The 25,022-nt window shown below is 65.1% G+C and carries 26 protein-coding genes, 2 pseudogenes and 1 riboswitch; of the genes and pseudogenes, 20 read left to right on the top strand and 8 right to left on the bottom strand.

Annotated elements, in window-relative coordinates; all coding sequences use genetic code 11:
* Positions 1-66 precede the first annotated feature (66 nt).
* Genes G6N36_RS10210 through fadD4 form a run of 6 tightly spaced genes read left to right on the top strand, consistent with a single transcriptional unit; the run spans position 67 to position 5,610 of the window.
* Positions 67-1,152: an NAD(P)H-dependent amine dehydrogenase family protein gene (locus G6N36_RS10210; RefSeq protein ID WP_163690584.1), complete on the top strand. Its 1,086-nt coding sequence runs from the start codon at positions 67-69 to the stop codon at positions 1,150-1,152.
* Positions 1,149-1,802 (top strand): nitroreductase family protein, encoded by a 654-nt coding sequence (locus tag G6N36_RS10205; RefSeq protein ID WP_179964757.1) that lies wholly within the window; start codon positions 1,149-1,151, stop codon positions 1,800-1,802. The genes G6N36_RS10210 and G6N36_RS10205 overlap by 4 nt, the downstream gene beginning before the upstream one ends.
* Positions 1,787-2,395, top strand: coding sequence for an SDR family oxidoreductase (locus G6N36_RS10200; RefSeq protein ID WP_163686411.1), 609 nt, complete (start codon positions 1,787-1,789; stop codon positions 2,393-2,395). The genes G6N36_RS10205 and G6N36_RS10200 overlap by 16 nt, the downstream gene beginning before the upstream one ends.
* On the top strand, positions 2,392-3,150 hold the full coding sequence (locus G6N36_RS10195; protein WP_163686410.1) for an SDR family NAD(P)-dependent oxidoreductase: 759 nt from the start codon (positions 2,392-2,394) through the stop codon (positions 3,148-3,150). Before G6N36_RS10200 ends, G6N36_RS10195 begins: the two co-directional genes overlap by 4 nt.
* A gap of 8 nt (positions 3,151-3,158) precedes the next feature.
* The gene (locus tag G6N36_RS10190) at positions 3,159-4,097 is read left to right on the top strand and encodes a TIGR03619 family F420-dependent LLM class oxidoreductase (RefSeq protein ID WP_163686409.1); all 939 of its coding nucleotides are present in this window, start codon (positions 3,159-3,161) and stop codon (positions 4,095-4,097) included.
* 16 nt (positions 4,098-4,113) lie between these two features.
* Entirely contained in the window at positions 4,114-5,610 is a 1,497-nt protein-coding gene (fadD4, locus tag G6N36_RS10185) for a fatty-acid--CoA ligase FadD4 (RefSeq protein WP_163686408.1), read from the top strand.
* Here fadD4 and G6N36_RS10180 read toward each other — a convergent pair.
* On the bottom strand, positions 5,607-7,181 hold the full coding sequence (locus tag G6N36_RS10180; protein WP_163686407.1) for a PTS transporter subunit EIIC: 1,575 nt from the start codon (positions 7,179-7,181) through the stop codon (positions 5,607-5,609). The two genes, fadD4 and G6N36_RS10180, sit on opposite strands and share 4 nt — an antisense overlap.
* 134 nt (positions 7,182-7,315) lie before the next feature.
* Here G6N36_RS10180 and G6N36_RS10175 point away from each other — a divergent pair, with 134 nt between their 5' ends.
* The 4 genes and pseudogenes from G6N36_RS10175 to G6N36_RS10160 form a co-directional block, all read left to right on the top strand.
* The gene (locus G6N36_RS10175; RefSeq protein ID WP_163686406.1) at positions 7,316-7,786 is read left to right on the top strand and encodes a PTS sugar transporter subunit IIA; all 471 of its coding nucleotides are present in this window, start codon (positions 7,316-7,318) and stop codon (positions 7,784-7,786) included.
* Positions 7,787-8,572 (top strand): glucosamine-6-phosphate deaminase, encoded by a 786-nt coding sequence (gene nagB, locus G6N36_RS10170; RefSeq protein WP_163686405.1) that lies wholly within the window; start codon positions 7,787-7,789, stop codon positions 8,570-8,572. It abuts the gene before it with no gap.
* Positions 8,573-9,724 (top strand): N-acetylglucosamine-6-phosphate deacetylase, encoded by a 1,152-nt coding sequence (gene nagA, locus G6N36_RS10165; protein ID WP_163686404.1) that lies wholly within the window; start codon positions 8,573-8,575, stop codon positions 9,722-9,724.
* A gap of 1 nt (position 9,725) precedes the next feature.
* Positions 9,726-9,950 (top strand): annotated as a pseudogene (locus G6N36_RS10160) (aldehyde dehydrogenase family protein); the annotation flags it as partial.
* Between the two features lie 15 nt (positions 9,951-9,965).
* Here the strand turns inward: G6N36_RS10160 and G6N36_RS10155 are convergent.
* The 3 genes and pseudogenes from G6N36_RS10155 to G6N36_RS10145 form a co-directional block, all read right to left on the bottom strand.
* Positions 9,966-11,446, bottom strand: a pseudogene (locus G6N36_RS10155) (flavin-containing monooxygenase).
* 16 nt (positions 11,447-11,462) lie between these two features.
* On the bottom strand, positions 11,463-13,148 hold the full coding sequence (locus G6N36_RS10150; protein WP_163686402.1) for a patatin-like phospholipase family protein: 1,686 nt from the start codon (positions 13,146-13,148) through the stop codon (positions 11,463-11,465).
* 9 nt (positions 13,149-13,157) lie between these two features.
* Positions 13,158-15,422, bottom strand: a complete 2,265-nt coding sequence (locus G6N36_RS10145; RefSeq protein WP_163686401.1) for a DUF1214 domain-containing protein — start codon at positions 15,420-15,422, stop codon at positions 13,158-13,160.
* A 144-nt stretch (positions 15,423-15,566) separates the two neighbouring features.
* Between G6N36_RS10145 and G6N36_RS10140 the strand changes: the two genes are divergently transcribed.
* The 3 genes from G6N36_RS10140 to G6N36_RS10130 all read left to right on the top strand — a co-directional run bounded on the left by G6N36_RS10140 (position 15,567) and on the right by G6N36_RS10130 (position 16,971).
* Complete coding sequence (locus G6N36_RS10140) at positions 15,567-16,013, top strand: SRPBCC family protein (RefSeq protein ID WP_163686400.1); 447 nt, start codon at positions 15,567-15,569, stop codon at positions 16,011-16,013.
* Positions 15,997-16,536, top strand: a complete 540-nt coding sequence (locus G6N36_RS10135) for a TetR/AcrR family transcriptional regulator (protein ID WP_163686399.1) — start codon at positions 15,997-15,999, stop codon at positions 16,534-16,536. Before G6N36_RS10140 ends, G6N36_RS10135 begins: the two co-directional genes overlap by 17 nt.
* A 96-nt stretch (positions 16,537-16,632) precedes the next feature.
* A complete protein-coding gene (locus G6N36_RS10130) occupies positions 16,633-16,971 on the top strand; it encodes a hypothetical protein (RefSeq protein ID WP_163686398.1) in 339 nt (112 codons plus the stop codon).
* A gap of 51 nt (positions 16,972-17,022) precedes the next feature.
* Here the strand turns inward: G6N36_RS10130 and G6N36_RS10125 are convergent, their stop codons facing one another.
* Positions 17,023-17,217, bottom strand: a complete 195-nt coding sequence (locus tag G6N36_RS10125) for a hypothetical protein (RefSeq protein WP_163686397.1) — start codon at positions 17,215-17,217, stop codon at positions 17,023-17,025.
* A 57-nt stretch (positions 17,218-17,274) separates the two neighbouring features.
* Between G6N36_RS10125 and G6N36_RS10120 the strand changes: the two genes are divergently transcribed.
* Genes G6N36_RS10120 through G6N36_RS10105 form a run of 4 tightly spaced genes read left to right on the top strand, consistent with a single transcriptional unit; the run spans position 17,275 to position 20,275 of the window.
* Complete coding sequence (locus tag G6N36_RS10120; protein ID WP_163686396.1) at positions 17,275-17,970, top strand: Ntn hydrolase family protein; 696 nt, start codon at positions 17,275-17,277, stop codon at positions 17,968-17,970.
* Positions 17,971-17,998: 28 nt separating this feature from the next.
* Positions 17,999-18,880 carry an LLM class F420-dependent oxidoreductase gene (locus tag G6N36_RS10115; protein WP_163686395.1) on the top strand — a complete coding sequence of 294 codons (882 nt, stop codon included), beginning with the start codon at positions 17,999-18,001 and terminating at the stop codon, positions 18,878-18,880.
* Positions 18,881-18,932: 52 nt separating this feature from the next.
* Complete coding sequence (locus G6N36_RS10110) at positions 18,933-19,565, top strand: GNAT family N-acetyltransferase (protein WP_163686394.1); 633 nt, start codon at positions 18,933-18,935, stop codon at positions 19,563-19,565.
* Positions 19,566-19,576: 11 nt separating this feature from the next.
* Positions 19,577-20,275, top strand: coding sequence for a YceI family protein (locus G6N36_RS10105; RefSeq protein ID WP_163686393.1), 699 nt, complete (start codon positions 19,577-19,579; stop codon positions 20,273-20,275).
* Positions 20,276-20,376: 101 nt separating this feature from the next.
* Here the strand turns inward: G6N36_RS10105 and mbtN are convergent, their stop codons facing one another.
* Genes mbtN through G6N36_RS10090 form a run of 3 tightly spaced genes read right to left on the bottom strand, consistent with a single transcriptional unit; the run spans position 20,377 to position 23,380 of the window.
* Entirely contained in the window at positions 20,377-21,537 is a 1,161-nt protein-coding gene (gene mbtN / locus G6N36_RS10100; protein ID WP_163686392.1) for a mycobactin biosynthesis acyl-ACP dehydrogenase MbtN, read from the bottom strand.
* The gene (gene mbtM / locus G6N36_RS10095; RefSeq protein WP_179964921.1) at positions 21,534-23,105 is read right to left on the bottom strand and encodes a long-chain-fatty acid--ACP ligase MbtM; all 1,572 of its coding nucleotides are present in this window, start codon (positions 23,103-23,105) and stop codon (positions 21,534-21,536) included. The genes mbtN and mbtM overlap by 4 nt, the downstream gene beginning before the upstream one ends.
* Positions 23,106-23,110: 5 nt before the next feature.
* A complete protein-coding gene (locus G6N36_RS10090; protein WP_163686390.1) occupies positions 23,111-23,380 on the bottom strand; it encodes a mycobactin biosynthesis acyl carrier protein MbtL in 270 nt (89 codons plus the stop codon).
* A gap of 106 nt (positions 23,381-23,486) precedes the next feature.
* Positions 23,487-23,559, top strand: a riboswitch (Fluoride riboswitch).
* 24 nt (positions 23,560-23,583) lie between these two features.
* Here G6N36_RS10090 and crcB (G6N36_RS10085) point away from each other — a divergent pair.
* The 3 genes from crcB (G6N36_RS10085) to G6N36_RS10075 are packed head-to-tail and all read left to right on the top strand — an operon-like array spanning position 23,584 to position 25,004.
* Positions 23,584-24,135 carry a fluoride efflux transporter CrcB gene (gene crcB, locus G6N36_RS10085; RefSeq protein WP_163686389.1) on the top strand — a complete coding sequence of 184 codons (552 nt, stop codon included), beginning with the start codon at positions 23,584-23,586 and terminating at the stop codon, positions 24,133-24,135.
* Positions 24,132-24,500, top strand: a complete 369-nt coding sequence (gene crcB / locus G6N36_RS10080) for a fluoride efflux transporter CrcB (RefSeq protein WP_163686388.1) — start codon at positions 24,132-24,134, stop codon at positions 24,498-24,500. The genes crcB (G6N36_RS10085) and crcB (G6N36_RS10080) overlap by 4 nt, the downstream gene beginning before the upstream one ends.
* Before the next feature lie 33 nt (positions 24,501-24,533).
* Positions 24,534-25,004 carry a universal stress protein gene (locus G6N36_RS10075; RefSeq protein ID WP_163686387.1) on the top strand — a complete coding sequence of 157 codons (471 nt, stop codon included), beginning with the start codon at positions 24,534-24,536 and terminating at the stop codon, positions 25,002-25,004.
* Positions 25,005-25,022: the final 18 nt, after the last annotated feature.

The raw sequence follows: 25,022 nt of genomic DNA, 5'->3' as shown, positions 1-25,022 counted from the left end.
GTTCTCACAGCTCGGACAGCACAGTCGGGAAGGGTGCACATGACGGTACGTCAACGCAATCCGCGGGTGATTCTGTGGGGACCCGGGCAGGTCGGCGTGGGGGCGCTGCGCGCGATCATCGCCCATCCGGGCCTGGATCTGGCTGGCGTCGTCGTCTACGCAGAGGTCAAGGATGGTAAGGATGCGGGGGACCTTTGCGGAATGCCGCCGACGGGTGTCATCGCATCCCGCGACATCGATGAGGCGTTGTTGACTGACGCCGACGTCGTCGCCTATTTCGCGTCAGGCGACTATCGCTATCGCGAAGCGGCCGAAGACATCGCCCGCTGTCTGCGGGCAGGCAAGAACGTCGTCTGCACCTCGCTGGTGCCGATGTGCTACCCGCCGGCAGCCGACCGGGAAACCGTGGACCTCATTGCGGCGGCCTGCCAGGAGGGCGGCACCAGCTTCTTCAACAGTGGCGTCGATCCCGGCTGGGCCAACGATGTCATCGCGTTGACCATGACCGGCTTCTCCAGTCGCGTCGACACCATCACCATGCTCGAGATACTCGACTATGGCCCGATCAACCAGCCCAACATCATGTTCGACTTCATGGGCTTCGCGCACCCGCCGGACCATCCTGCCCCGTTGTTCGACCCCGAACGCCTCGCTGCATTGTGGGCGCCGACGGTGCACCTCGTAGCCGACGGCGTGGGGTTACCCCTGGACCGCGTCGAGACGACGATCGAGAAGTGGCTGGCCACAGAGCGTTACGAGGTGGCTTCCGGCTGGGTCGAGCCAGGGACCATGGGGGGCATGCGATTCAAGCTCGCGGGGATGGTGGACGGCGAAGAGCGGGTGGTGCTGGAACACATCACTCGCATGGGCGAAGTCTCCGCACCGGACTGGCCGCGGCATCCGTCGCCGCACGGTGGGTACCGGGTTATCGTGGACGGCCTGCCGACTTACACCGTCGATATCGAGATGCACGGCCGCGGAAACAATATGCGCGGCCTGACCTATGCGACGGTGATGCGCCCACTCAACGCCATTCCGGCGGTCATCGCCGCACCGGCCGGCATGCTGTCGACGCTGGACCTGCCGCTGGTCACCGGTCCGGTGCGCGGGGGCACGTGGCGGGGTGTGTTGCCGCGGACGGTGAACGCATGAGCCGTCAAGACGTGCCGCGGGTCTCCGATGACCTCTGGACGGTGATGCAGTCTGCGACCGCGGTACGGCGTTATCGCAGCGATCCTGTCCCCGATGACGTGCTGGAGAAGTGCCTGCTGGCGGCGTCCTGGGCACCGTCGGGCGGCAACGGGCAGCCGTGGAAATTCGTGGTGATCCGCAGCCCGGAACTTCGTGAGGTGATCACGTCTGCGGCTCGGCAGACGTGGGAGGTGATGAAGGACTTTTATCGGTTGCCTGCGGTCGCAGAGGACGCTGATGACCCGAAGTCGCGTGTTCTCCGAGCCATGGCTGAACACATGCACGTCGGCGGTGGCGCCCCGGAACTCGTGTTGTTCTGTGTGCAGCCCCAACGTGGGACCACCGAAATGCAGCAGGCGGGGTCGATCTTTCCGGCCGTCCAGAACTTCTTGCTGGCCGCGCGCGCCCAGGGCCTCGGGGCGGCCATCACCTTATGGCACGGTCACTGCGAGAAAGAACTGCGCGCATCTATCGGCATCCCGGATGACTGGAAGATCGCTACGCTATTGACGGTCGGCTGGCCGGCTGGGGGGCACCACGTCGTGTCCCGCAAACCATTGTCCACGGCAGCGGTGATAGACCGGTGGGATAGGTCGTGGGTCACCCCGTGACAGTGTGCGTGCTGGGGGCTGCCGGCGGTTTAGCCCAGCACATCGCAGCGGAATTCGACACCAGCGCAATCGGTTTGGATGATGAGCTGCCGAACGAGTGTGACGGCGTCATCGTTGTGGTCGGCGAAAGCCCGGGTCCAGCGCCGCGGCCGATCAAAGACATGTCCGAATCCGAATGGCGAGACACCGCTGAAACCGCCGCGTTTCGCGTGATGCGCGTGTTCCAACGGGCACGCGTCGTCACCCTGGCACGGCGCGGGAACATCGTTGTGGTCGCGCCGAGCATCGGACTGGTCGGGGGGCCTGAGTTGTCGCACTATGTCAGCGGTATCGAGGCGATTCGCGCGCTGGCCAAGTCCGCAGCCAGGCAGTGGGCACCGGAGCAGATCAGCGTCAACCTCATTGTTGTCCCACTCGAATTGGTCGCAGGTGGGGTGGGTGAGCTCGCCCGGCACGTCGGTAGCGCGGCGCGCAAGGACGCCGATCTGGCAGATGCGGTCGTTCGCGCCGTGAAATTCTTGCTGTCTGGCGCGGGGCCAGGACTCACCGGATCGACGTTGGTGGTTGACGGTGGCGCGGTGATGGTGCCATGACGCTGCACGGCCTCTCTGTACTCGTCACGGGCGCAGGTGGAGGAGTCGGGCGCGGCATCGCGCTGGCATGCGCCGCGGCAGGGGCACACGTCTTCGTCGGGACCCGCGGCCTCAACGGAGAGGCGGTTACCGGTGAAATCATCCGTCGAGGCGATAGGGCGACCTGGGTCAGCTGCGACGTGACCGACCGTGCGTCGGTGGTAGACGCGGTGTCGGCGGCCGTGACGAGCACCGGCCGATTGGATGCCGTCGTGCACAACGCGACCAGTTCGGCGTCCAGTCAGCCCCACGAGCTTGCGATGGTCGATGCGCAGCTATGGGAGGAGCATGTGTCGGTATCGTTGCGTGGTGCGTATTACTGTGCGCAGACCTCGTTCGAAGCGCTCAGTGCCCGTGGCGGAACATTCGTGGTGATGACGTCTGCCGCGGGAATGAAGGGCAGTGCGACGTTGCCGCTCTACTCTATGGTCAAGGGCGCGTTGCGGGGCTTCGCGAAAAGCCTGGCCCGTGAGTGGGCTTCAGTGGGTATCACCGTAAACGTTGTCTCCCCGATCGCGTACTCGACCGCGATGACGGCGGCGATCGAAGCCGATCCACTGATGGGCGAACGGCTCTCGCGTCACATACCACTCGGCCGTGTCGGTGACCCGGAAACTGACGTGGGTGCCGCGGTTGCCATGCTCCTTTGCCGAGATGCCAGATATGTGACCGGGCAGACGTTCGGCATCGACGGCGGGCACTTCACCAGCCTCTAGGAGAAGGTATGACCACACGCAAACCCGAACTCTCGTTGTACCTGGCGACCTTCACCAACGGTCCGCACCACGACTGGCGGGCCACGTTGAAACTTGCTCAGGAGATGGACACGGCCGGGGTCGACCGGCTCGTGGTATCGGACCATCTTGTTTTCGGGGAGAACCTAGACGCGTATGCAGATCCATCCCTCGGCGGGCAGGCGGGTGGTAAGCAGCCGACCGGACCCGACGGCGCATGGCTGGAACCGCTGATCGTGTTGACCGCGATCGCGGCCACGACGACCCGTATCAGGCTCGGCACCGCAATCCTGCTGGCCGCATTGCGGCGCCCCGCGGTCTTGGCCAAACAACTCGCCACTCTGGACGTGCTGTCGGACGGTCGGGTGGATCTGGGCGTCGGAGTCGGTTGGCAACGCGAGGAGTACGAAGCAGCGGGTTTATCTTTCGAGGACCGCGGACGTCTACTCGACCACACGCTCGAGGTCTGCCAGGCCCTCTGGACGCAACAGCGGGTGTCCTACGATTCAGCCGAGCTCAGCTTCGATGGCATCCACCAGATGCCCAAACCTGTGCAACCCGGCGGTGTTCCGCTGTGGATCAGCGGAACTGTCAACAACGCGGTGGCACGACGGATCGCACGCTTCGGAAGCGGCTGGATCCCATGGGGTCCGGCCTATGCGGACATCCCGGGCGCGATCGCTGCGATCAAGGACAAGATCGTCGAGTTCGGTGGCGACCCCACCGATCTGCAGGTGCAGGGAGTCGCGCGCGTCGTGAAGGGTGACGACGGATCGATTGACTATGAGGGTTCCGCCGCCGCGGTTCCCGCCCTCGTCGAGGCAGGTGTCACCGACGTCCGGTTCCCGGCATCGCTGACGGCCGACCCCGATCGGGCGCTCGAGGTCATGTCCTCTCTCGTCGAGGCGTTCCGCGACGCCACGCGCTGATCGGGCAGGCGAACACATGCAGCTTCGCGATCATGTCGGATCGACGAAACCCGCTGTTGTGCTTCATCCCTCCGGAACGGTGGTGACATTCACCGAATTGGAGGCGCGTGCGAACCGGCTCGCTCATTTTCTCCGCCGCGCCGGACTGAGGGCCGGCGACACCGTCGCGATCCTGATGGAGAACAACGAACACATTCACGCTGCGATGTGGGCGGCGCGGCGGAGCGGGCTCTACTACACGTTGGTCAACACGCACCTCAAGGCATCCGAGGTCGCGTACATCGTGACCGACAGCGGGGCAAAGGCCGTCATCTCGTCCCGTGCGATGCAGGAGATCTGCGAGCACCTGTCGATCGAGTCGCTTGCCGCTGCTGTGCTAGCCGACGACGACCTCGACGGCTGGCAGCGCTACCCGGATTGTGTGGCAGCCGAGCCGGCGACGCCGATCGCCGACGAAAGCGACGGCCTGCTGCTGCAGTACTCGGCGGGCAGTACCGGGCGTCCCAAAGGAATTCGGCGTCCGCTGAACTCAGCACGTCCAACCCTGTCGACGCCGGTGTTCGAAGCCCTAGGTGTGACAGTGGATTCGGTGTACCTGAGCCCCGCGCCGATTTATCACACGGCGCCAGCGATGTGGACAATGGCCGCGCAGGCTGTCGGCGCGACCACGGTGGTCATGGAACGCTTCGATGCCGAGCAGGCGTTGAAAAGTATTGAGCGTTACGGCGTCACGCATGCGCAGTTCGTGCCTTCGATGTTCGTCCGCATGCTGCGCCTGCCAGCGGAAGCGCGGCTACGTTACGACGTGTCGACCCTCGAGCGCGTCGTCCACGCGGCCGCCCCATGTCCACCCGAGATCAAGCGCCAGATGATCGATTGGTGGGGTCCGATTGTCGACGAATACTACGGATCATCGGAAGGTGCGGGCATCTCGTTCATCCGTGCCGAGGAATGGCTCGAACGGCCGGGATCCGTCGGTAAGCCGATGCTCGGGTTGCCGCACATTCTCGATGTGAACGGGCACGAGCTACCGCCTGGTGAGATCGGCGAGATCTATTACGAGGGTGGTTATCCGTTCGAATATCTCAACGACACTGCGAAGACGGCGGAGGGACGCACTGCTGGGGGCTGGGTCACGGTCGGCGACGTCGGTTACGTCGACACCGACGGATATCTCTATCTCACCGACCGCCGCAACCACATGATCATCTCGGGTGGCGTCAACATCTATCCACAGGAGACGGAGAACATGTTGATCAGCCATCCGGCAGTGGTCGATGCCGCGGTTTTCGGGATACCGGATGACATCATGGGTCAATCCGTAAAGGCCGTCGTCCAATTAGCCGACCCCGCCGACGGTAATGACCTACTCGCCGCTGAATTGATCACGTGGCTACGAGATCGGCTGGCGCATTACAAATGTCCCCGGTCCATCTCGTTCGAGGCGCAACTTCCGCGCACAGATGCGGGAAAGCTCTACAAGCAGCAGCTGATCGACAAATACGGAGGTTAGAGAATCTCGTTGATGTCGTTCTTCAACGCCTCGGCGTCGGTGCCGAACACCGCTTGGACACTGTTGCCGACCTCGATGACGCCCGCCGCGCCGAGGCTCTTCAGACGGGCTTGGTCCACCTTGTCCTTGTCGGACACGTCCACGCGCAAGCGGGTGATGCAGGCGTCCACGTTGACGAGGTTCTCCCGTCCGCCAAACGCCGCGATCACCTGCTCGGCCTTGCTGTCCGTCCGGGCGGGCGCGGCCAGCGTGGCGGAGGCACCGCTGGCCGACACCGCAGTCGACGAATCGTCGCCCTCACCAAGGTTGGCCTGTTCCTCCGCCTCGAACTCGCTCTCGGGTTCGCGGCCCGGTGTCCGCAGATTCCATTTCGTGATCGCGAACCGAAACAACAGGTAGTAGACGACGAAGAAGACCACGCCCATGCCGATCAGCAGCGGGACGTTCTTCGCCGCCGGCGCGGTGCCGTACAGCAGCAGGTCGATCAGTCCGGCTGAGAACGAGAAGCCCAGGTGTATGTCGAGCAGGTAGGCGATGACCAGCGACAGCCCGGTGAGCACCGCGTGAATGATGTAGAGCGGGAACGCCACGAACATGAACGCGAACTCCAGCGGTTCGGTCACGCCGGTCAAGAACGCGGTCAGCGCGGCCGCAGCCAGGATTCCGACCGCGAGCTTGCGTTGCTTCTTGTTCGCGACGTGGATCATCGCCAGCGCCGCGGCGGGCAGCCCGAACATCAGGATGGGGTAGAAGCCCGAGGTGAGGATCCCCGCGGTCGGATCACCCGCGGCGAACCGGGTCAATTCGCCGGTGACGGCTTCACCGCCAGGCGGTTGGTAGTCGCCGTAGAGGAACCAGATGTACGAGTTCGGGATGTGGTGTAGACCGAACGGGATCAGCATGCGGTTGGCGAAGCCGTACACAAAGGCGCCGAGGGCGCCCGCACCGCCGATGAACTCCCCGAGACTGGTCAGTCCAGCGTCGAAGATCGGATAGAAGTAGCTCATCGCAAAGGCGATGAACAGGCTCGCCAGCGACACCACGATCGGAACGAACCGCCTGCCGCCGAAGAAGCCGAGGTAGGACGGCAGCTGGATGGTGTGATAGCGGTCGAACAGCCATGCCGTCACCAGACCGATAACGATGCCGGCGAACACGCTGTAGTTGATCTGGGCCTGCTCGCCCGCCTTGTCCAGCTCACCTGCCAGGACGATTGGCGACATGGTCTTGAAGACCGCCTCCATCACCAGGTAGCCGACGACGGCCGACAGTGCGGTGGAACCGTCGGCTTTCCTGGCGAAACCGATCGCCACACCCACGGCGAACAGCAGCGGCAGGTTGCTGAACAGGGCATCGCCCGCCGCGCTCATCGCCTTGAAGAAATCGCCGATCACGGGGGTTTCGATTCGGCCCAGCAGGTCGGGCTGACCGAGCCGGAGCAGGATGCCTGCCGCGGGCAGGACAGCGATCGGCAGCATCAGGCTCTTGCCCAGGCGCTGCAATTGCGCAAATCCCGGGAAGCGAAGACCCGACTTCGCCTGTGTACCAGTGGGTTTCGATGTTTCGCTCATCTAGTCCAGACCTCCTCTGCCCCAATCGCGCAAGCCGCCGAAGCTCAGCGGAAGCTTAGAGGAAACGCCGAAGTCCAGCCTCTCTTTCCGGCACGCTCGTATTGTTGGTGCGCACGAGCAGAAGGAGTCTCGACGTGGGTACGACTCAGGTCTTCGCGCCGGTCGGCGGCCGTGCAGTTCCGCTCACCGAGGTGCCCGACCCGGTGTTCTCGGCAGGCATGGTGGGCCACGGCGCAGCTGTCGACCCTCCGCACGAGATGATCGAGGCGGTCGCGCCGGTCAGCGGGAAACTGCTGAAACTGATGCCGCACGCCTACATCGTCGTGACCCCGGGCAACGTCGGCGTGCTCGTCCACCTCGGCCTGGATACCGTTCAACTCAAGGGCGACGGTTTCACGACCCATCTGAACCAAGGTGACAGTGTCACCGCCGGCCAGGTGGTCATCACCTATGACGTCGCGTCGGTCGTCGCGAAAGGACTCAACCCGATCGTGCCCGTCGTCGTGATGGACGAACGCGCCCCGGACAATATAGTGCCCGCCGAATCGGTCCTCGAGGGTGCGCAGATTCCCTCCGGCGCAAAACTTTTCATTGCGAACGAATAGATGGAAGTCATCATCCTGCAGGATGCTGCCGAGATCGGCGCCGTCGGCGCCGACGCGGTAGTCGCACTGCTCGATCGAAAACCGGACGCAGTCCTCGGTCTGGCCACCGGGTCATCGCCGCTGGCGATCTACGACGAACTCGCGCGTCGCTGCGACAGCGGCGCGGTCTCCTTCCGTGAGGCACGCGGCTTCACACTCGACGAGTACGTCGGCCTGCTCGCCAACCACCCTCAGCGCTATCGCAATGTCATCGACGAGGTCTTCGTCTCCAAAGTCGACTTCGCCCCCGGCGCGGTCGATGGGCCCAATGGGCTCGCCGCCGACATCCCGGCCGCATGCGCGGAGTACGAGGCCGCCATCCGCGACGCCGGGGGTGTCGATCTGCAGATCCTCGGCATCGGCACGGATGGGCACATCGCCTTCAACGAGCCCGGTTCCTCGTTGGGATCACGCACCCGTATCAAGACGCTGACCAGACAGACACGGATTGACAATGCCCGCTTTTTCGGCGGTGACGTCGACGCGGTGCCGACCCACTGCCTTACGCAGGGGCTGGCGACCATATTGGAGGCCAGTCACCTGATTCTGGTGGCGACGGGCCGGCAGAAGGCAGAAGCCGTGCATCAGCTCGTCGAGGGCCCGGTCAGCGCGATGTGGCCCGCGACGATATTGCAACTCCACCCGCATGTCACGGTGCTGTTGGACGGGGCGGCGGCCCAACGGCTGCAGCTCGTCGACTACTACCGCGAGACCTACCGTTCCAAACCCGAATGGCAGGGCATCTGAGTGCTACTGACGGCCGACACCCTGTTGACAGGACGAGAGTTGTTGCGGCCCGGATGGATTGAGATATCCGGTGACCGCATCTATTCTGTCGGTGCCGGAGCCCCGCCTCGTGTCGCAGACCGCGCTCTCGGCGGGGTGACTGTGGTGCCGGGGTTCGTTGACACGCACGTCCACGGTGGGGGAGGGACGAACTTCTCTACGGCCGCGCGCACCGATACGTCAACGGCCGTCGACTTCCACCGTAGGCACGGCACCACGTCGTTGGTCGCGTCGTTGGTCACCGCCGCCCCCGATGACTTACTGCATCAGGTAACCGGGTTGGCCGGTGATGCCCGTGACGGCCTCATCGACGGGATCCACCTCGAGGGTCCCTGGCTCTCGACCGTGCGGTGCGGGGCACACCAGCCGGCCCTGATGCGCGACCCCGACCCTGCGGAGATCGACCGGGTGTTGGAGGCCGGCGCGGGGACCATACGCATGATCACCATCGCACCGGAACGCCAAGGGGCACTCGCCGCGATCCAGCGGATCGTCGACGGGGGCGTGGTGGCCGCGGTGGGGCACACCGACGCGACCTACGACCAGACCCGCGCGGCGATCGCGGCGGGTGCGACGGTGGCGACGCACCTGTTCAACGCGATGCGCCCGATCAACACCCGCGAACCCGGACCGGTCATCGCGCTTCTGGAAGACCCCCGCGCGACGGTCGAGCTGATCGCCGACGGTGTGCACGTCGATCCGGCTCTGTACCGCCACGTTTCACGCAGTGCCGGAGCGGACCGGGTGTCACTGATCACCGACGCGATCTCGGCGGCAGGCATGAGCGACGGTACCTATCAGCTCGGTCCACTGGAAGTCGACGTCGTGGACGGAGTGGCGCGCGTGGCGGGAACACCGACGATCGCCGGCAGCACGGCGACCATGGACCACCAGTTCCGCTTCGCCGTGCAACACAGCGGGGTCGATCGTGACGAGGCGTTGATGGCGGCAGTGCGACAGGCGTCGGTGAACCCGGCGCGCGCGCTCGGACTTCCCGCCGCGGAACTCGAATCGGGGGGCGCCGCCGACTTGGTCGTGCTCGACCATGCACTCCAGGTGACCGGCGTGCTGCACCGCGGCTCGTGGACGGTCGATCCTGAGAAGGGTAAGTGACATGGTCAACGCGCGCCCGTTGATCGACTCCTACCCGTTGTATATCGGTGGGCAGTGGGCAGAACCGGATTCGGGCCGCTACGAGGACATCTCGCCGGCCACGGGAGAAGTGATCGCCCAGGCTCCGGACGCACGGCCGGCGGACGTCGACACCGCGATCTCCGCCGCGCGGCGAGCGTTCGACACAGGGCCATGGGGGCACGCTTCGACAGAGGAGCGCGCGCGATAGCGCACGCTACGCCTAGCGTTCCACCACCTGCGACCAATAGCGGCTTTCCCGTTCGGTCATCTCGTTGGACGTGATGGCGCCAAACGCAGCGGCGTCGCGCGTGAACCGCGCAGGCGCTTCGGGGAGCGCATCGGGGCCTTCGAGCCGGAAACAACTCGGCGCCAGCGGACCAAACAGCAATGCTCTGCGCAGATTCGGCCAGTTCTCCAGATGCGGCTCCACACCGGCCGCGCGCGCAAAGGCCACTGCCACCAAGTTCATCCGGGTCTTCTGCGACAGTCCGCGCCTCGCACGGTATCCCGCGATCACTGCCCTCTGCGCGCTCTCGTCGGCCTGCGGTACCACCCCACCCCAGGTGTAGGCGATCCAGCGGGCTTGAAGTTCCAGTGGTACAAAGTATCCGCCGGACTGATCCCACATGCCCACAATCGCCAGGCCCGGCAGGTCGGGGTGGAAGGTGAAGCGGTCGGTGTCCAGGTGCGCCGCGTCGGCGTCGAGAGCGTGTCGGATTTCGTCGCCGAGAAACGGCAGATCCAATGCGAACCCCGTCCCGAACAGAATCCCGTCGAACTCCTCGACGTGTCCGTCGTCGAAGCTCACCTTCGCTCCGTCGATCGACGTCATCCACGGCCGCACCGAAATTCGTCCTTCGGCGACCAGTGGGAGATAGCCCTGATTGAGCGTGACACCGGCGGCGAACAGTGAAGGATGAGGCGCCGGCGCACCGTACTGTTCGGGGCTGCCGTTGGCCTCCATCACGATCTCTTTGAGTTGGCGATCGATCTCGGCCGGTGGGAGTGTTTCGTTCGCCAGCGCTCCGTACCGCGTGAAGATCCGATGGTCGGACGGGATGCCCGCGGCGAACTTGGGTAGGACGTAGCGTTGACGTCGCTGGGTGACGACCACCCGCGTCGCACCGAGGTGCGCGAGTTCCGTGGCGATGTCCAACGCGCTGACCGCGCAGCCGGCCACCAGAACACGCTTACCCACATAGGGATTCGCTCCTCGATAGCCGAACGTCGACCTCGCGCCTGCGGCGCCGGCGAACGTCCCGATACCCGGCACTTCGGGTATGGCGGGGAGCGGAACCTGCCGGATGCCACCACGACGCGGTCGAAGACCTCGTCGGTGCCGTTGAGCGTCACCCGCCATCGGGTTCCGGTGCGACCGACGTGGTCCACCCGTTGTCCGAACCGGATCCGGGGCCGCAGACCGAACATGTCGGCGTAGCGGTTCAAATAGTCGAGGACCTCGCGGTTGGACATGAACGTCTGGTCGCTGTCGTGATCCAGGTCGCTGAAGGCCGTCAACACGCGACTGGTGTTGGTGTACATCGCCGGCCACACACCGCTGAAACCCCGCAGACCGGTCCACTGCCCACCCAGCTGGGGCTGCTCCTCGAAGATCGTCGGCTCGAACCCCTGCGAACACAGCCACCGTGCCGTGACGAGCCCGCCGGGCCCGGCGCCGAGCACCGCGACGGTTTCGGTCATCTGAGGGCGGTCAGAATCATGTCAGGCGTCGATTTCGCCACCGCGCCAAGCGGTTCGCGGGCTCGTGGGTGGCGGCCATCACCGCGCTCATCGGCGACGCCACCGATGCCGGGTGGGCGGGCTCGGCGCCCGGGACTGCAGACCGGTCACCCTCCCACCACGTCGGCTGAAGTAGCGCGGTCGTCACGGGGATGGCCTTGTCGAGGCTCTTACGTCCCCACGTGCAGGCGCGGTCGATGGACGCCGCCGACGGTGCGAGATTCGCTGGCGACAGCGTCGGCGCGAAGCGCACCAGATGGTCGGCATACGGAGCGTTGCGCACCATCTGCAGCTGGACCGCCTGGGCGATCGGGATCAGCCACAGGTGACGGGGATCCCATTGCGGGTGAAAGCAGTCGAATGCCAGATAACAGGCATTACGGGTGCCGAGCCTGCCGTCGCGGACCCGCTTCCACGCCAGCTCGACGGGCACGTTGCTCGCGGCGCCACCGTCGACCAACGCGGCGACCTCCTTGTCTTCACACAGCGCGTCGAGCAACGGGACCATTCGCGGATCGCTCGTTTCATGGTGCAGCACACCGGGAATGGCCGACGAAAAGGACGCCGCGTCAACGACGTCGAACTGGCGAGTCTGGTCGTTGTCGCCGATGACGACCGGCTTGACGACCCGCAGGTCGATGAATGCAGACACCTGCCACAATCGGGCCGCTACCTGGGGCCCGATACCGATGGGGAGGAAGGGCAGCGTCCGCATCTGCAACGCCGCCAGTTCCGGGCGGCGAAACCTCGACGGCAGAGCTGCATACGGCTGCCTGCGCACACCGGCGACCACGACGTCGAATGGAATCGCCAAGTCCGACATCCGCATCCGCTCGCCATCGGCACGTCTGAACAGCGCATCGGCGAACTGGTCGAAGCGCAACGAAAACATACCGGCCAGCCCGTGTCTGCGGCGAAGGCGTTCGGGGCCAAGGATCGCGCCGTACGACACGGTCTTGGCCCACGCGACGTACTCCTCGATAGGCACCGGCAGAGCCCGAGCGACCACACTGCCCATGATCGATCCGAATGATGAGCCGATCATGTAGTCCGGTACCTGACCCGCCTCGAGCAGTCGTTGCATGCCGCCGATATAGACAAACCCTGCACCGCCACCGCCGCCGAGTACGGTGACGAGTTTCTTGTATCCGACCTCGGCATCGAGTTCGGCGGGGGAGAAGTCGTTCCCGTGATTGCCGATCAGCTGACGACGTTGCAGGTCCTGGTCGTCGGTCAGTTCGGCCAGGACATCGCGCGCCTTCGCCAATGCCCTTGCCGGGTCACGTTCCTCGCGCAGCGGGCCGTACAGCGAATCGGCCACCCTGGCGCGCCAAGGCGCCACCTCGCCGCCCACCGAGACGTCGCCGCGTCCGCGGCTGCCGCCGGGCCCCGCTGCCCCGGGCTCGAAATCGGCGAGCCGGGCGAAGTTGAGGATGTAACGCAGCTTGCGCAGCTCCTCGGCTCTCAACACCTCCGGTTTGGCGAGATGGTGCCGGACGAGTTTGTTCTCCATCTTCTGCAGGAGGAGCGCCGGCTCGGCGTACGGTAAAGCGACAGTGCCGACGGAGTCGACGACCTCGTCCTCGACTGCCTCGACGAGATCGAGCGCGACCTCGCGGCGGCTGAGCCGATTGAATACGGCGTCGGCTGACGAGTTGTCCATTCGGCGAGATTACGTCCAGCGTCTGTCGAAGCCGTCCTGGCGCGATTCGATCTGATCCAGCCGGTCCTGTTCGGTGATGAAGTCCTCTGCAGGCAGGAACTCGCGGAGCTCGTCGTGTGTCATGACGCGCTGATCGACGATGCGGGGTTGATTCGGCGAGTCGGGGTCGATGTCCTGGAACCGAATCGCCAGGGTGCCCTGATTCAAGTCATTCGTCGAAATCCAATTCGCCGCAAGCGGATCCGTCGGCGAGATCACCACGGTGTACGTGCCATCGGGGTTCCGCTTCGCTTGGTCCATGTTCAGGCTGGCGGGCTCGTTCCGGTAGTCGTTCGTGATCGTCCACACGTTGTAGGTCGGCACGACGAAGTATCCGGCGTCGCCGGGATCGATGGTGAGCACGAGGGCCTGGTCGTCCTCGAGTTGGAAGTGGCCGTTGCTCTGCAGCTGGTTCGCGAGGAACTCCGCATTACTGGACGGCTGGCTGACGGTGTTGACTGGGCGGGGTTCCCCGGTTTCCGGGTCGGTGGTCGCCAGCGCCATGTACTTTTCCTGCTCCGCTGCGCCACGCACGATGAGAATGAACGTGGCGAACGCGCCCCGCAGTGCTGGGGGCATGTACGGCGCTGGTGGGACCGTCGACACCAGGTCGACCAGGATGGGACTGTCGACGATGCGGCTTCCGAAGAACGTGAAGCCGCCGAGCTGAGCGAACAAGCTGGGGGGCGGGCCCGCAACGCGCTCGACGGTGAGGCTCATCGGAATTTCTTCGTTCCAGTCGCCCAACGTGTCGCGCACCGCGATGATCGTCGATTCGTTGGTCAGCTGAAGGTGATTCGGCCGTCCGTCTGCGGGTTCTCGGCCGACGGTGATCTCGAAGCTACCGTCCTCGTTGACCATGTCCGGAGTGATGGTCATGACCGTGGTCGTCGTTCCTGAAGCGCCCGACAACACACTGAAGGTGACGTTGGTCGGCCGTGCTTCGACATTGTCCCAATCGTGGAACTGACCTCTGATGACGTACGACGACGCACCGTTGACTCCGATGAAGCGGTAGACGGTGTCAGGGTTGTCGTAGAGGATTCGGGTCCCGGCCACGTACCGGCCGTCCCAGACGTGCGGCGGGGCGACCTGGGCGACCACCGTCGGGTTCATGGAGTCGAGCAGCAGCTGCTGGAATGACGCGGCCCTGGCGTATTCGTCAACCGCCCGGTCAAGCTGCGCCAGGTTTTCCGCGTCGATACCGTCGGGGTACAGCTTGTTGGCTGCGGTCAGGAACTGCTGGCGCAGCACGATTTTCATGATGGTCACCGGCAACGATTGTGCGGTTTGGCCGGCGATCTTCTCGGCGGTGAATTGCTGAGGTGTGGCCAGCGGGCTGGTGGCTGCGGCGGTCACGTCCTCGGTCACCAAAGCCGCGACCGGCCCACTGGTGGCAGAGATGACGCGCGATTCGAAGTTTCCGAGCTCTCGGCGCACCCAGCCCAGCATCGCCCACGCCATCGGAGGCTGTGGCGGTGCCGTCGGTCCGGTGGCCGCCTGCGAGCTGAAACCCAAGGCGGACAACACCGTATCGACCACGCCGCCGATGTCGGTGGACACCGTCGCGGCGGGGGAGGTGACCCGCGGCAACTCCTTCGGCGACGGCGGGACGATCGCGGTAAACACCTTCTCGACCGGGGCAGGCCTTGGATCGGCGGCCGCGGCGGTGCTCACGGCGTCTCGCGATTCCGGTCGGTTGGTGACCGTTGATGTGGTGGCTGCTGTCCGTGGGGCGTTGAATGCCTGTCGAACGGTGTAGACATGCTCGTCAAGCGAGACGCGGCTGCTACGCGTATTCAGCTTGCGGGTGATGCGGTTCGAGTCGTCACCCTCGTTCTTCTTCGACCCAACTGATCCTTTGCGGTCATTGGGTGATCCCTCTTCGTCTTCGTCTCGGTCATTGTTCGAGTCGTCATTGTTCGAGTCGTCGTTGCCGGCGTTCACACCGACCGTCGTGCCCGTTGCACCCGTTGCACCCGTTGCACCCGTTGCACCCGTTGCACCCGTTGCACCCGCCGTGCCCGTGTTCTGTCCTCCGGCAGACCCGGTGTCCGTCGTTCCCGCGCCGCCGGGGGACGAGTCCGAGGCACCCGACGGTCCGTCCTGTGCCCATGCCACAGTCGGGCAGTTGGCGACTGCGGCTCCGATCCCGAGCGCGACCGCCAGCGCGCCGACCCTGCCGATGAAACGTCCATAGCCGGTTGACGTCGTTGCCAAGTACTTCATAGCCATGGAGGGCCTTTCGTGCATCAGCTGATGGAGATTCAGCTGTTCGCTCGACGGTAGTGGCGGTCCAGCCGTTTCCGCATGCACTTCGGTTGTTTGCGGGGAGTCGGATACTTCCGCGCGGGCTCCAATTCATGTACCTTCTGGTACATGATTACCGAAGATGGCGTCGAGATCGACGCACCGGCCACAGTCGTGTGGGATGTCTTCAGCGACGTCGAACGCTGGCCCGAATGGACGGCCTCGGTCACCAGCCTGGTCGCGCTCGATGGGCCCGGCATTTCGGTGGGCAAACGATTCGAGATCAAGCAGCCGCGCATGCCGAAGCTCGTCTGGGAGGTCGCCGACGTCGAACCGGGCAAGTCATGGACGTGGGTCCAACGTTCGCCCGGTGGGCTGACCAAGGCGAGCCATGACATCGAGGGTCTCGCCGACGGCCGTACCCGAGTACGTCAGCAGATCGACCAGGGCGGACCGATTGGGGCGCTGGTCGGCCTGCTCATGCGCCGACTGACGCGGAGATACCTCGAGTTGGAGGCCGCAGGCCTGAAAGCGCGAAGCGAGCAGTCGTACCACCTCGATGGCCCGGCCTCCTGACCTCGAGCGCCGCCAAGAACTGCTCGACGCGGTGGTCGCGGAATTCGCCGCGCGCGGGATCGGTGACCGGTCCTTGCGCGACGTTGCGGCGGCGGTCGGGACGAGCCATCGGATGCTGTTACACCACTTCGGCTCCCGCAATGAACTGCTGCTCGCGATAGTCGGGGAGGTTGAACGTCGCCAGATGTCGATGATGAGTCACCTGCCCACCGAACCAGCCGACGCGATCGGCGCGATGTGGGCCAACCTGCGTAGGACTGAACTGCGCCCTTTCGAGCGCCTGTTCTTCGAGTGCTACGCGCGCGGCGCACAGGGCGAGGCGCCGTTCTCAGCAATGCTGCCCGGCGCAGTGGACGACTGGCTGACCGACGACGCCGCCCAGTCGGTCGATCCCGCGATGATGCGTCTGGGGCTGGCCGTCGCGCGGGGGTTGTTGCTTGATCTGGTCGCCACCGACGACCGCGACCGCGTCGATGCGGCTGTTGCGGCGTTTGTCGCTCTGGTGCGTCGAGCAGGTGTTTAGTTCGGAGCCGGCGGTGGGTAGCCTCGTGAGGTCGGGGGTCGCAATTGAGCAGCGTATTCGCAGGTCGCGGATGCGCCGATCGAGGGAGTCGACCTGATGAGTATCAAGAAGAGCGTGATCACGGCGATATGCGCCGGCGCTCTTGCCGCCGGTGCATTCGGGGTTGGCGCAGGTGTCGCCAATGCCGATCCGAAGTGGCCGGGTCCACCGTGGCCTGGTCCAGGTCCGGGGGTGAATGTCGGCGGTCCGGGTAATCCATTGCCGCCCGGACAGCGTGGCCTTCCGCCGCCGGGGCATCGCGGCTTCGTGCCGGTGTGGGCGCCACCTGCTCCGCCGCCGCCGTACTGGGCGCCGTGGCTCCCGGTGGAGTGGAACAGTGAGCTGAATGCCTGGGGCGTGCAGTGGGAAGGTGGTTTCAGAACCGCGCCGTTCTGATGACACGTCAGCGGAAGCCCCGTCCTCTGGGCGGGGCTTCTCTGGCTTTCGTTACTCGTCGCTGCTGCGCCGGTCGCCGATGAACGCCAAGAGACGCGGATCGTCGGAGGTGAACCGTTCCATCTCCTCACCGCCGTCGCACCGCAACAATGCCACCGTGACGGAGCCGCTCTTTCGGGCGAGCACCTCCCACAACGCCCCGGAGTCCTGCCAGCGCTGAAGTTCCGCCACGCGGTCCACATCCATCCCTCCACGATTCCACGGTGCGGAGTGAGACGAACACCATCTGGGTAGAGGTGAGGTGTGACGGTCGTTCTCGCATTGCGGTGTGCCGACGGATTGGTGATGGCGTCGGACTCGCAAATCACCGATCCGGTGCGCGCAGTGAGCTATCCAGCCCAGAAGCTGCACGCACTCGGCAAGCACGCCGCGTGGGGTGGGAGCGGGTCTCGGGCCGTGCTGTTCGACCTCGAGCGAATCTTCGATGCCGAGGCGGACGCGATCGTCGAAGCGCCCGACGTCGGCCACGCTCTCCAGCAACGCGTGGTGCCCGTGCTCGAACAGCACTACAGCAGCTTCATCGCCGAGGTTCCCGGCGGGAAGCCCGGTGCGACCCCGTCGACGTACATGTTGGCCGCGGGTTACTCCGACGGAAAGCCGTTCATCGTCGACATCGATCCGCACGGCTTGATCGGACACCACGAAGAAACCGGCTTTCAAGCAGTCGGCAGTGGCTCGCCGATGGCCCAGCAGGCCTACGCGCTGCTGGCACATTTCCAGATGTCCAAGCGCAGTGTCGACTACGGCGTCGTGGCGGCCCTGCGGGTACTCGACACACTGGACACGTCGTCGCCGAGCATCGGTGGTCCGATGGACATCTGCCGGATCACACCCGATGGGGCCCGGCACTTCGAGGAAGACGAGGTCGGGCAGGTCCGCGAGCGGGTCGCCAAATGGATTGACTTGGAGCAGAAGGCAATCGACGAACTCTTCGAGTGATCCGCGGCCGGCGTGGGACCATCGCCGCATGGAACTGGGGTTGCACGCGCTCGGCATCGGAACCGGTGCCGAGCGTTCGGTCATCGACGCCGTCGTGGTCGGAGCGGAGCGCGCCGGATTCGCCACCCTGTGGTCGGGCGAGCACGTCGTGATGGTGGACCATTCAGCATCGCGTTATCCGTACTCCGACGACGGCCAGATCGCGATCCCGTCCACCGCGGACTGGATCGACCCGCTCATCGGACTGAGCTTCGCGGCCGCTGCGACCTCGTCGATAAGGATCGCGACCGGGGTTTTGCTGCTGCCCGAGCACAATCCGGTGGTGGTGGCCAAACAGGCCGCGACGCTGGACAAATTGAGCGCGGGCAGGCTGACTCTGGGGGTCGGAATCGGTTGGTCGCGTGAGGAGTTCGAGGCACTTGGTATCCCGTTCGAACGGCGTGGCGCGCGCACGAAGGAGTATGTGGCAGCCATGCGCGCGTTGTGGAGTGACGACATCGCCACGTTCCAGGGGGAGTTCGTCGCGTTCGACTCCGTGCGCGTGAACCCAAAACCCGCCGATGGTCGGTCCATCCCGATCGTCGTCGGCGGGAACAGTGACGCGGCGCTGCGTCGGGTCGCGGCGTGGGGTGACGGTTGGTACGGCTTCAACCTCGACGGGGTTGTCGAGGCGGCCGAACGGATCGCATTCCTGGACGCCCAGTGCGCGGAAAGCGGTCGCGACCGCGGTGCGCTGCGTGTGACCGTAGCCCTGCGCGATCTGCACACGGAAGATGCCGCAGCGCTGGCCGACCTCGGCGTCGACGAACTCGTCATCGTCGACGAGCCGCCCGACGACCCGGCGGTCGTCGCCGACTGGGTGTCGGCGACGGCGGCACGCTGGGCGTTCTGCGCCAATTTGATCGCGTAGCGAGCTAGGTAGGTAAACCTACCCTCAGTTACTCGGGTAGGCTCGGCGGGCGATGACCGACATTGACGAGGCCCCCTCACCCGTCTTGCCGCGCGAGCTGACATCGGTGTCCGACGAGGTTCGTGCCGTGGGCGCGCCGCCGACGCCTGCCCTTGGCGACCCCTACGGTGTCCGGCTCGCCGACGCGACGGCCGATGCTGGGATGGTGTCGGAGTGGATGAACCGCCCGCATCTGGTGGAGGCGTGGGAATACGACTGGCCGCCGCAACGGTGGCAACGCTACCTGCAGGCCCAACTCGACGGCGAATACTCGCGGCCTTTCATCGGCAGTTTTCGCGGCCAGCCGTTCGTCTACGTCGAGCTCTACCGAGCGGCGAAGGACTCGATCGCGCCGCGCTATGACGCAGATCCTCATGACATCGGTCTGCATGCGGCGATCTCGGAGATGCGTTTCGTCAATCGTGGGATCGCGCCGATCATGTTGCCTCGCTTGGTCGCCAACATTTTCGAGCTCGAACCTCGCTGCCGTCGCATCATGTTCGACCCCGACCACCGCAACGCCGGAGCACGAGCGGTTTGCGAGTACGCGGGGGGCGTGTTCCTCGGCGAGCACGACATGTCGAATCGTCGAATGGCGTTGTACGCGCTGCCGCGTTCACCGTCGGACGCACCCGATATCGGCTAGCGTTCCCTGCCATGAAGAAGCCTGTCCTGTGGGGGCTCGGCATCCTGATCGTCCTCGCCATCGTCGGGTTCACGGCCGGACCGTGGATCTATCGCGAGTGCATCGCCGGTGAGGCCGACGCCGAACTGACGTTGCCCGGCCAGACGGAGGCTGCGACCACCGACGTCAATGGGACGTGGACGGTGGTGCCGGGACCGGACGACGATGCCAAACGCACGCAGGCGGGCTATCGCGTCGACGAGATCCTGCGGGGCTCACCGCTGACCGTCAACGGCCGGACCCCGAAGGTCACCGGCGAGGCCGTGGTGGCCGCGGAGAAGCTGGAGTCGGCGACGTTCACCGTCGACGTGGCGTCGATCACCTCCCCGGAAAGCGCGCGAGACAACCAGTTTCGCGGCGAGGACATCCTCGACACCGGCAAGTTCCCGACCGCCGAGCTGCGCGTGACTCAGCCGGTCGACGTCGCCGCAGTGCCCGAGACCGGTGCGCCGGTGACGCTGGACGTGCCGGTGAGCCTGACGGTCAAGGGCGTCGCGCGCGACGTCACCGCCAAGGTAAATGTCCAACGCGCCGGAGACACCATCGTCGCCGCCGGCTCTGTCCCGGTCACCTGGACCGATTTCAAAGTCACACCACCGGATTTCGCCGGGTTCGTGACCGTCGAGCCGACTGGCACGATCGAGTTCCTGGTGAACCTCGCCAAGCAGTAGACCCCACGCGAGCAGACGTGAAAACCCCCATTTTCGGGCGGAATAGGGGGTTTTCACGTCTGCTCGCGGGGAGGTTCGCGTGCGCCCGCTCGCGCAGGACCCTAGGGCAGCTGGTTGAACTCGGCATAGCCGTCGTAGTCAGGCTTCATCGCCGCGGCGACCAACTCCCACAGCACCTCGTCGGTGCCGCCGCCGACCCGCGCCAGCTTCATGTCGCGCCACCACCGGCCCAGCGGTGTCTCGTCCACCAGATAGCCCGAGCCGCCGAAGATGTGCATACATTCGTTGAGCACCTCTTCGCCCATGCGGGCCGCATTGACCTTCATCGCCGCAGCGGCGCGGAGGTCCAGCTTGCCCGTCGCCGCGATACCGTCAAGCGCATAGCGCAGCATGTCGACGCGTGCCTGCAGGTCGGCCATGCGCAGCCGCAGCGCCTGATGCTCATACAAGGAACGGCCGAACTGCCGGCGAGTCATCATGCGCGCCAGCGTGATTCCGATGACGCGCTGGGCCGACGTCGACACCAGGCCCGCCACCGACATCCGCTCCTGCGCCAGCCCCCAGGAGATCGCGGCCAGGCCGATGCCCGCCCGCGCGACCAACGCATCGCCGGGCACCCAGGTGTCGATGTGCACGGCTGCGGTGTCCAGCGGGCCCGCGCCGACCTTGCGGTACTGCGGCTGAATTTCGCACTGCGCCAACGGGACGGCGATGACGACCACGCTGCCGTGCTTGCTGTTCGGATCATGGTCGACATGGCGGGCCACCGCCATGACGTGGTCGGCGACCGGGGACAATGACACGAACTTCTTGATGCCCTTGACTTCGAATCCGTCCCGGACCGACCGAACCTCGGTGCCGACGATTTGCAGGTCGGATCCACCCGACTGTTCGGAGGCGCCGATGCACAGCACTGCCTCGCCGCGAATCGCTTGCTCGGCGATGTTGCGCAGGTAATCCGACTTACCGAACCGCCGCAGGATCGCGATCGCCGAGTCGTGCAGTCCCACGCCGACGCCGATGCCTGCCGACCCCAGAGTTCCGAGCTTGCGCGCCAGCGCGATCACCTTCGCGACGTCCGAATGCTGCTGGCTCTCTGGCCACTTGGCAGCGAAAATATTTGATTCACCAAGGTATTCGATGAGCTGGCGGGGAAAGCGCTCGGTCACTTCGGCCTCGGCCGTCCACTTCGTCACCCGGTCGTCGAAGACGCGGTCGAGCAGCTCGCAGTAGTCCCCGTCCGCAGGGAGGCCGACGGTCATCGGCTGGCTCCTTCGAGGCTGCGCTTGACCTCCAGCCGGCGCAGCTTGCCCGAGGACGTGCGTGGCAGCGCACCGGGTTTTACGAACACCACATCGGCGGGCACCACACCGCATTCGGATGCGACGCGAGCAACCACGGCACTGCGCGCTGCGGGCTCGTCGTCGCCTTTGAACTCCGCGGTGATGATCAGTCGCGGTCGTGCGGTTGCCTCACCCGTGCCGATCGCGATCACGCAACCGTCACGCACGCCGTCGATTTGGCCGGCAATGCGTTCGATCTCGTTGGGGAACACGTTGCGTCCCGCCACCGTGATGAGCTCCTTCGCTCGGCCACAGACGACGAGCCCCTCGTCGGTCAGGTATCCGAGATCACCGGTGGGCAGCCAATCGCGAAAATCGATCGGCGCCACGCCGATATACCCGTTCATGAGTGACGTGCCGCGGATCTCGATCTCTCCGACCTCACGATCGGTTACCTCGGTGGCGTGGGGCTGCTCGGTGTTCACCCGAATCTCCATGCCGTCGATCGGATGGCCGAGAACAGCAAAGCGCCTGGTGGATTCGCTCGCGTCGGTGGTGACGGTGACCTCGTCAACACGAAGACCTGAGAAGGGCTCCGGAATGGTCACTGCACAGGTAGATTCGGCAAGCCCATAGGACGGGGCAAGCGAATTCGGGTTGAAACCGAAGCGGGCCATCTCTGCGGAGAAGCGTGCATACCCGTCACAGTCGACGGGCTCGCCGCCGTTGAGCGTGTAGCCGAGATTGCTCAGATTGAGACCGGAGAGGCCGCTGCCGTACCTGCCGATGATGTTGAAGGCCATATTGGGCGCCGCGGTCATCGTGGCCTTGCTCTCGTGAAGCCAGTTCAACCAACCAAATGGATTGCTGGAAAAGGCCTTTGTGGACGCCTGCCAAAGATCTGCCTGTCCGAGCGTGGACACCAGCATGACCGCAAGGCCCATATCGTGGTAGATCGGTAGCCAGCTCTGCAGTCGGGAGTCGCCGTCGATCTTGATTCGCGTGGTCAGTCCGCGAAGATTGGCCAGGGCGGCGGCAGGCGAAATCTGTGCTGTACGTGGAGTTCCGGTGGAACCCGCAGTGCCCTGCAGGATGGCGACGTCGGCTGTCTGGGGTCCTTCGAAGGTGATCGACCGGCGGGCGTGGGCCACGTCGACGAGATCGTGAACGACGACTCCGTCGGCCTGCTCGCGCAGCAGTTCCAGCTCCGCGCCGTGGCTGAACGCCTTCGTCACTCCGATGCTGCGCCACCTGTTCAAAGTCATCTGCGCCCATTGCGCGGGATCGGCGCGCCGAATGGGTCCCGGCAGGATCGACAGTCCCGCACCCGCGAGGAAGGTGCCCGGTATCGCGGCGAGGTACTCAATGGTCGGCTCACCGACGAGGCCGACAGAAGTGGAGCCGTCGTCGACGATGCGGTCGGCGACGTTCTCCGATCGGGCGTGGACCTCCTGCCAGGGATGGTGAATCCACTCATCGCTGTCGCTATCGAGAACCGACAACTGGGTCTTGGCTCCTCGCATCGCGGCCGACAGGGCCGCGGCCAGCACGGTCACGAGTTCAAGTGGGCCGCGGGCACCTTCGCGAGGATGGCCGCTTCGAGATCGCCGACGGTGTCGCAGCTGAGCAGGTCCTCTTCGGACAGCGCCACCCCGAGTTTGTCCTCGATGGCCACCATTCCGACTGCGAATGCCACCGAGTCGAGTCCGACGTCGTCAATCAGCCTGGATTCCCGGGTGATCCTGCGAATGTCTACGTTCATGTCTTCGCGGAGGATCTCGGTGAGAGCGGCACTCACGGCTTCTGGATTAGACGAAGTCACGGCGTGGGACGGTACACGCGAAACCGAGGTGAGGCTAGCCTTACCTCCTGCGATCGAGGGAGCCCGGCTCTTGTATCGCGATATCCGCAGCTAGGGCGGTACAGTCCTTCGAAGTGGTGATGGATCCCGCCCGAGCTCGTCGCTCGAACCGCCAATTGGCTGGTAGTTCCTGCCGTCATTGCGATGGATCAGGTTCCTGACACATGTCCTCAGACCCGTCAGGCGTGGAGCACCCGGACGACGACGGAGACGTACCTGGCGAAGGAGCGTCGCCGACGGCCGCCGACTCCCACGCCGAGTTGCTCACGGATCCCGACGCCCCGGCAATACCGCTACGACCGCTGCACCTACGGCCATCGGCGATGGCCTGGGTATTCCTCGGCGGTATCGCCGGAACAGCGCTGCGCTATTACGTGGAGAAGGCCCTACCACACGACGGCGCATCGTGGCCGTGGGCGACCTTTTCGATCAACCTGTGCGGCGCCTTCCTATTGGGCGGATTGCTCGAGGGACTCGCACGTCTCGGCGAGGATTCGGGATGGCGCCGCCGCGCTCGCCTCTGCGCCGGCACCGGGTTCTGCGGGGCGTTCACCACCTACAGCACCTTCGCACTGGAGATCGTGCTGTTGGGCCGACACGGCGATTTCGGAACCGCCATCAGTTACGGCCTGCTCAGCGTCGTCGGCGGTGTGTTCACCGCCTGGCTTGGCATCGTGATCACGGCAGCGGTGCACCGTAGGAGGTCGCCCGATTGATTGCGATCCTCACCTTCTTCGCGGGCGCCTCGGGCGCCCTCACGCGGTTTCTACTCGATGCATGGACGAAACAGCGCTGGCAGTCCCCATTTCCCCTGGCCACTGTCGTCATCAACATCACGGGATCGCTGTTCCTTGGCGTGCTCGCCGGACTGGTGCTGTTCCACGACCAATCAAGCACCTGGCAGACCGTGCTGGGCACCGGATTCTGCGGCGGCTACACGACTTTCAGCACCGCCAGCTTCGAGACCGTGCGACTGGTCCAGCAAGGCCGGCGAGGGCTTGCGCTGCTCAACGCGCTTGTTTCCCTGGTGCTATCGGTCGCCGCATGCGCACTCGGACTGGCTCTGGTGTGGGCGCTCTGAACCCCTGACATCATTGACCGATGGAGGCGGCCCATGATGGCAGACCTTGACGAATCCACGACGCGGACATCTGCGGAGTTGGTGGTCGGCTGGGATCGTGAACCCGCGAGCGCCGCGGCGTTGCGTTACGCGGTGAGGCTGGCACGGTATCTGGACGCGCACCTGCACGTGGTGCACATCGCCGACGTCGCCGACTTACCCATCGATCCGGACGCGTGGGATTACGAACAGCAGTTCCACGCCAGCGTCGAAGCCCACGCCGTCGCCGCACGGAAGGTGCTGGACGAACTCGGCGCGAACTGGACGTACCACGCTATGCACGGCCGTCCACCCGATGTGCTCGCCGAGCTTGCCGAGCAGGTCGATGCCGTGATGATCGTCCTCGGCGCACCACGGGGCGGAGTGCACTCGTTCATCGACACCTTCGCCGGACAGTCCGTCGCCCACCAGTTGGCTCGCAAACACGCCCGAGCGGTGCTGCTGGTACCCGACTCGTCGGCGTGAATTCGCCGCGCCATGGCG

It is taken from the genome of Mycolicibacterium gadium, assembly GCF_010728925.1.
In the GTDB taxonomy this organism is placed as follows: Bacteria; Actinomycetota; Actinomycetes; order Mycobacteriales; family Mycobacteriaceae; genus Mycobacterium; species Mycobacterium gadium.
This window is presented reverse-complemented; position numbering and strand designations above follow the sequence as displayed.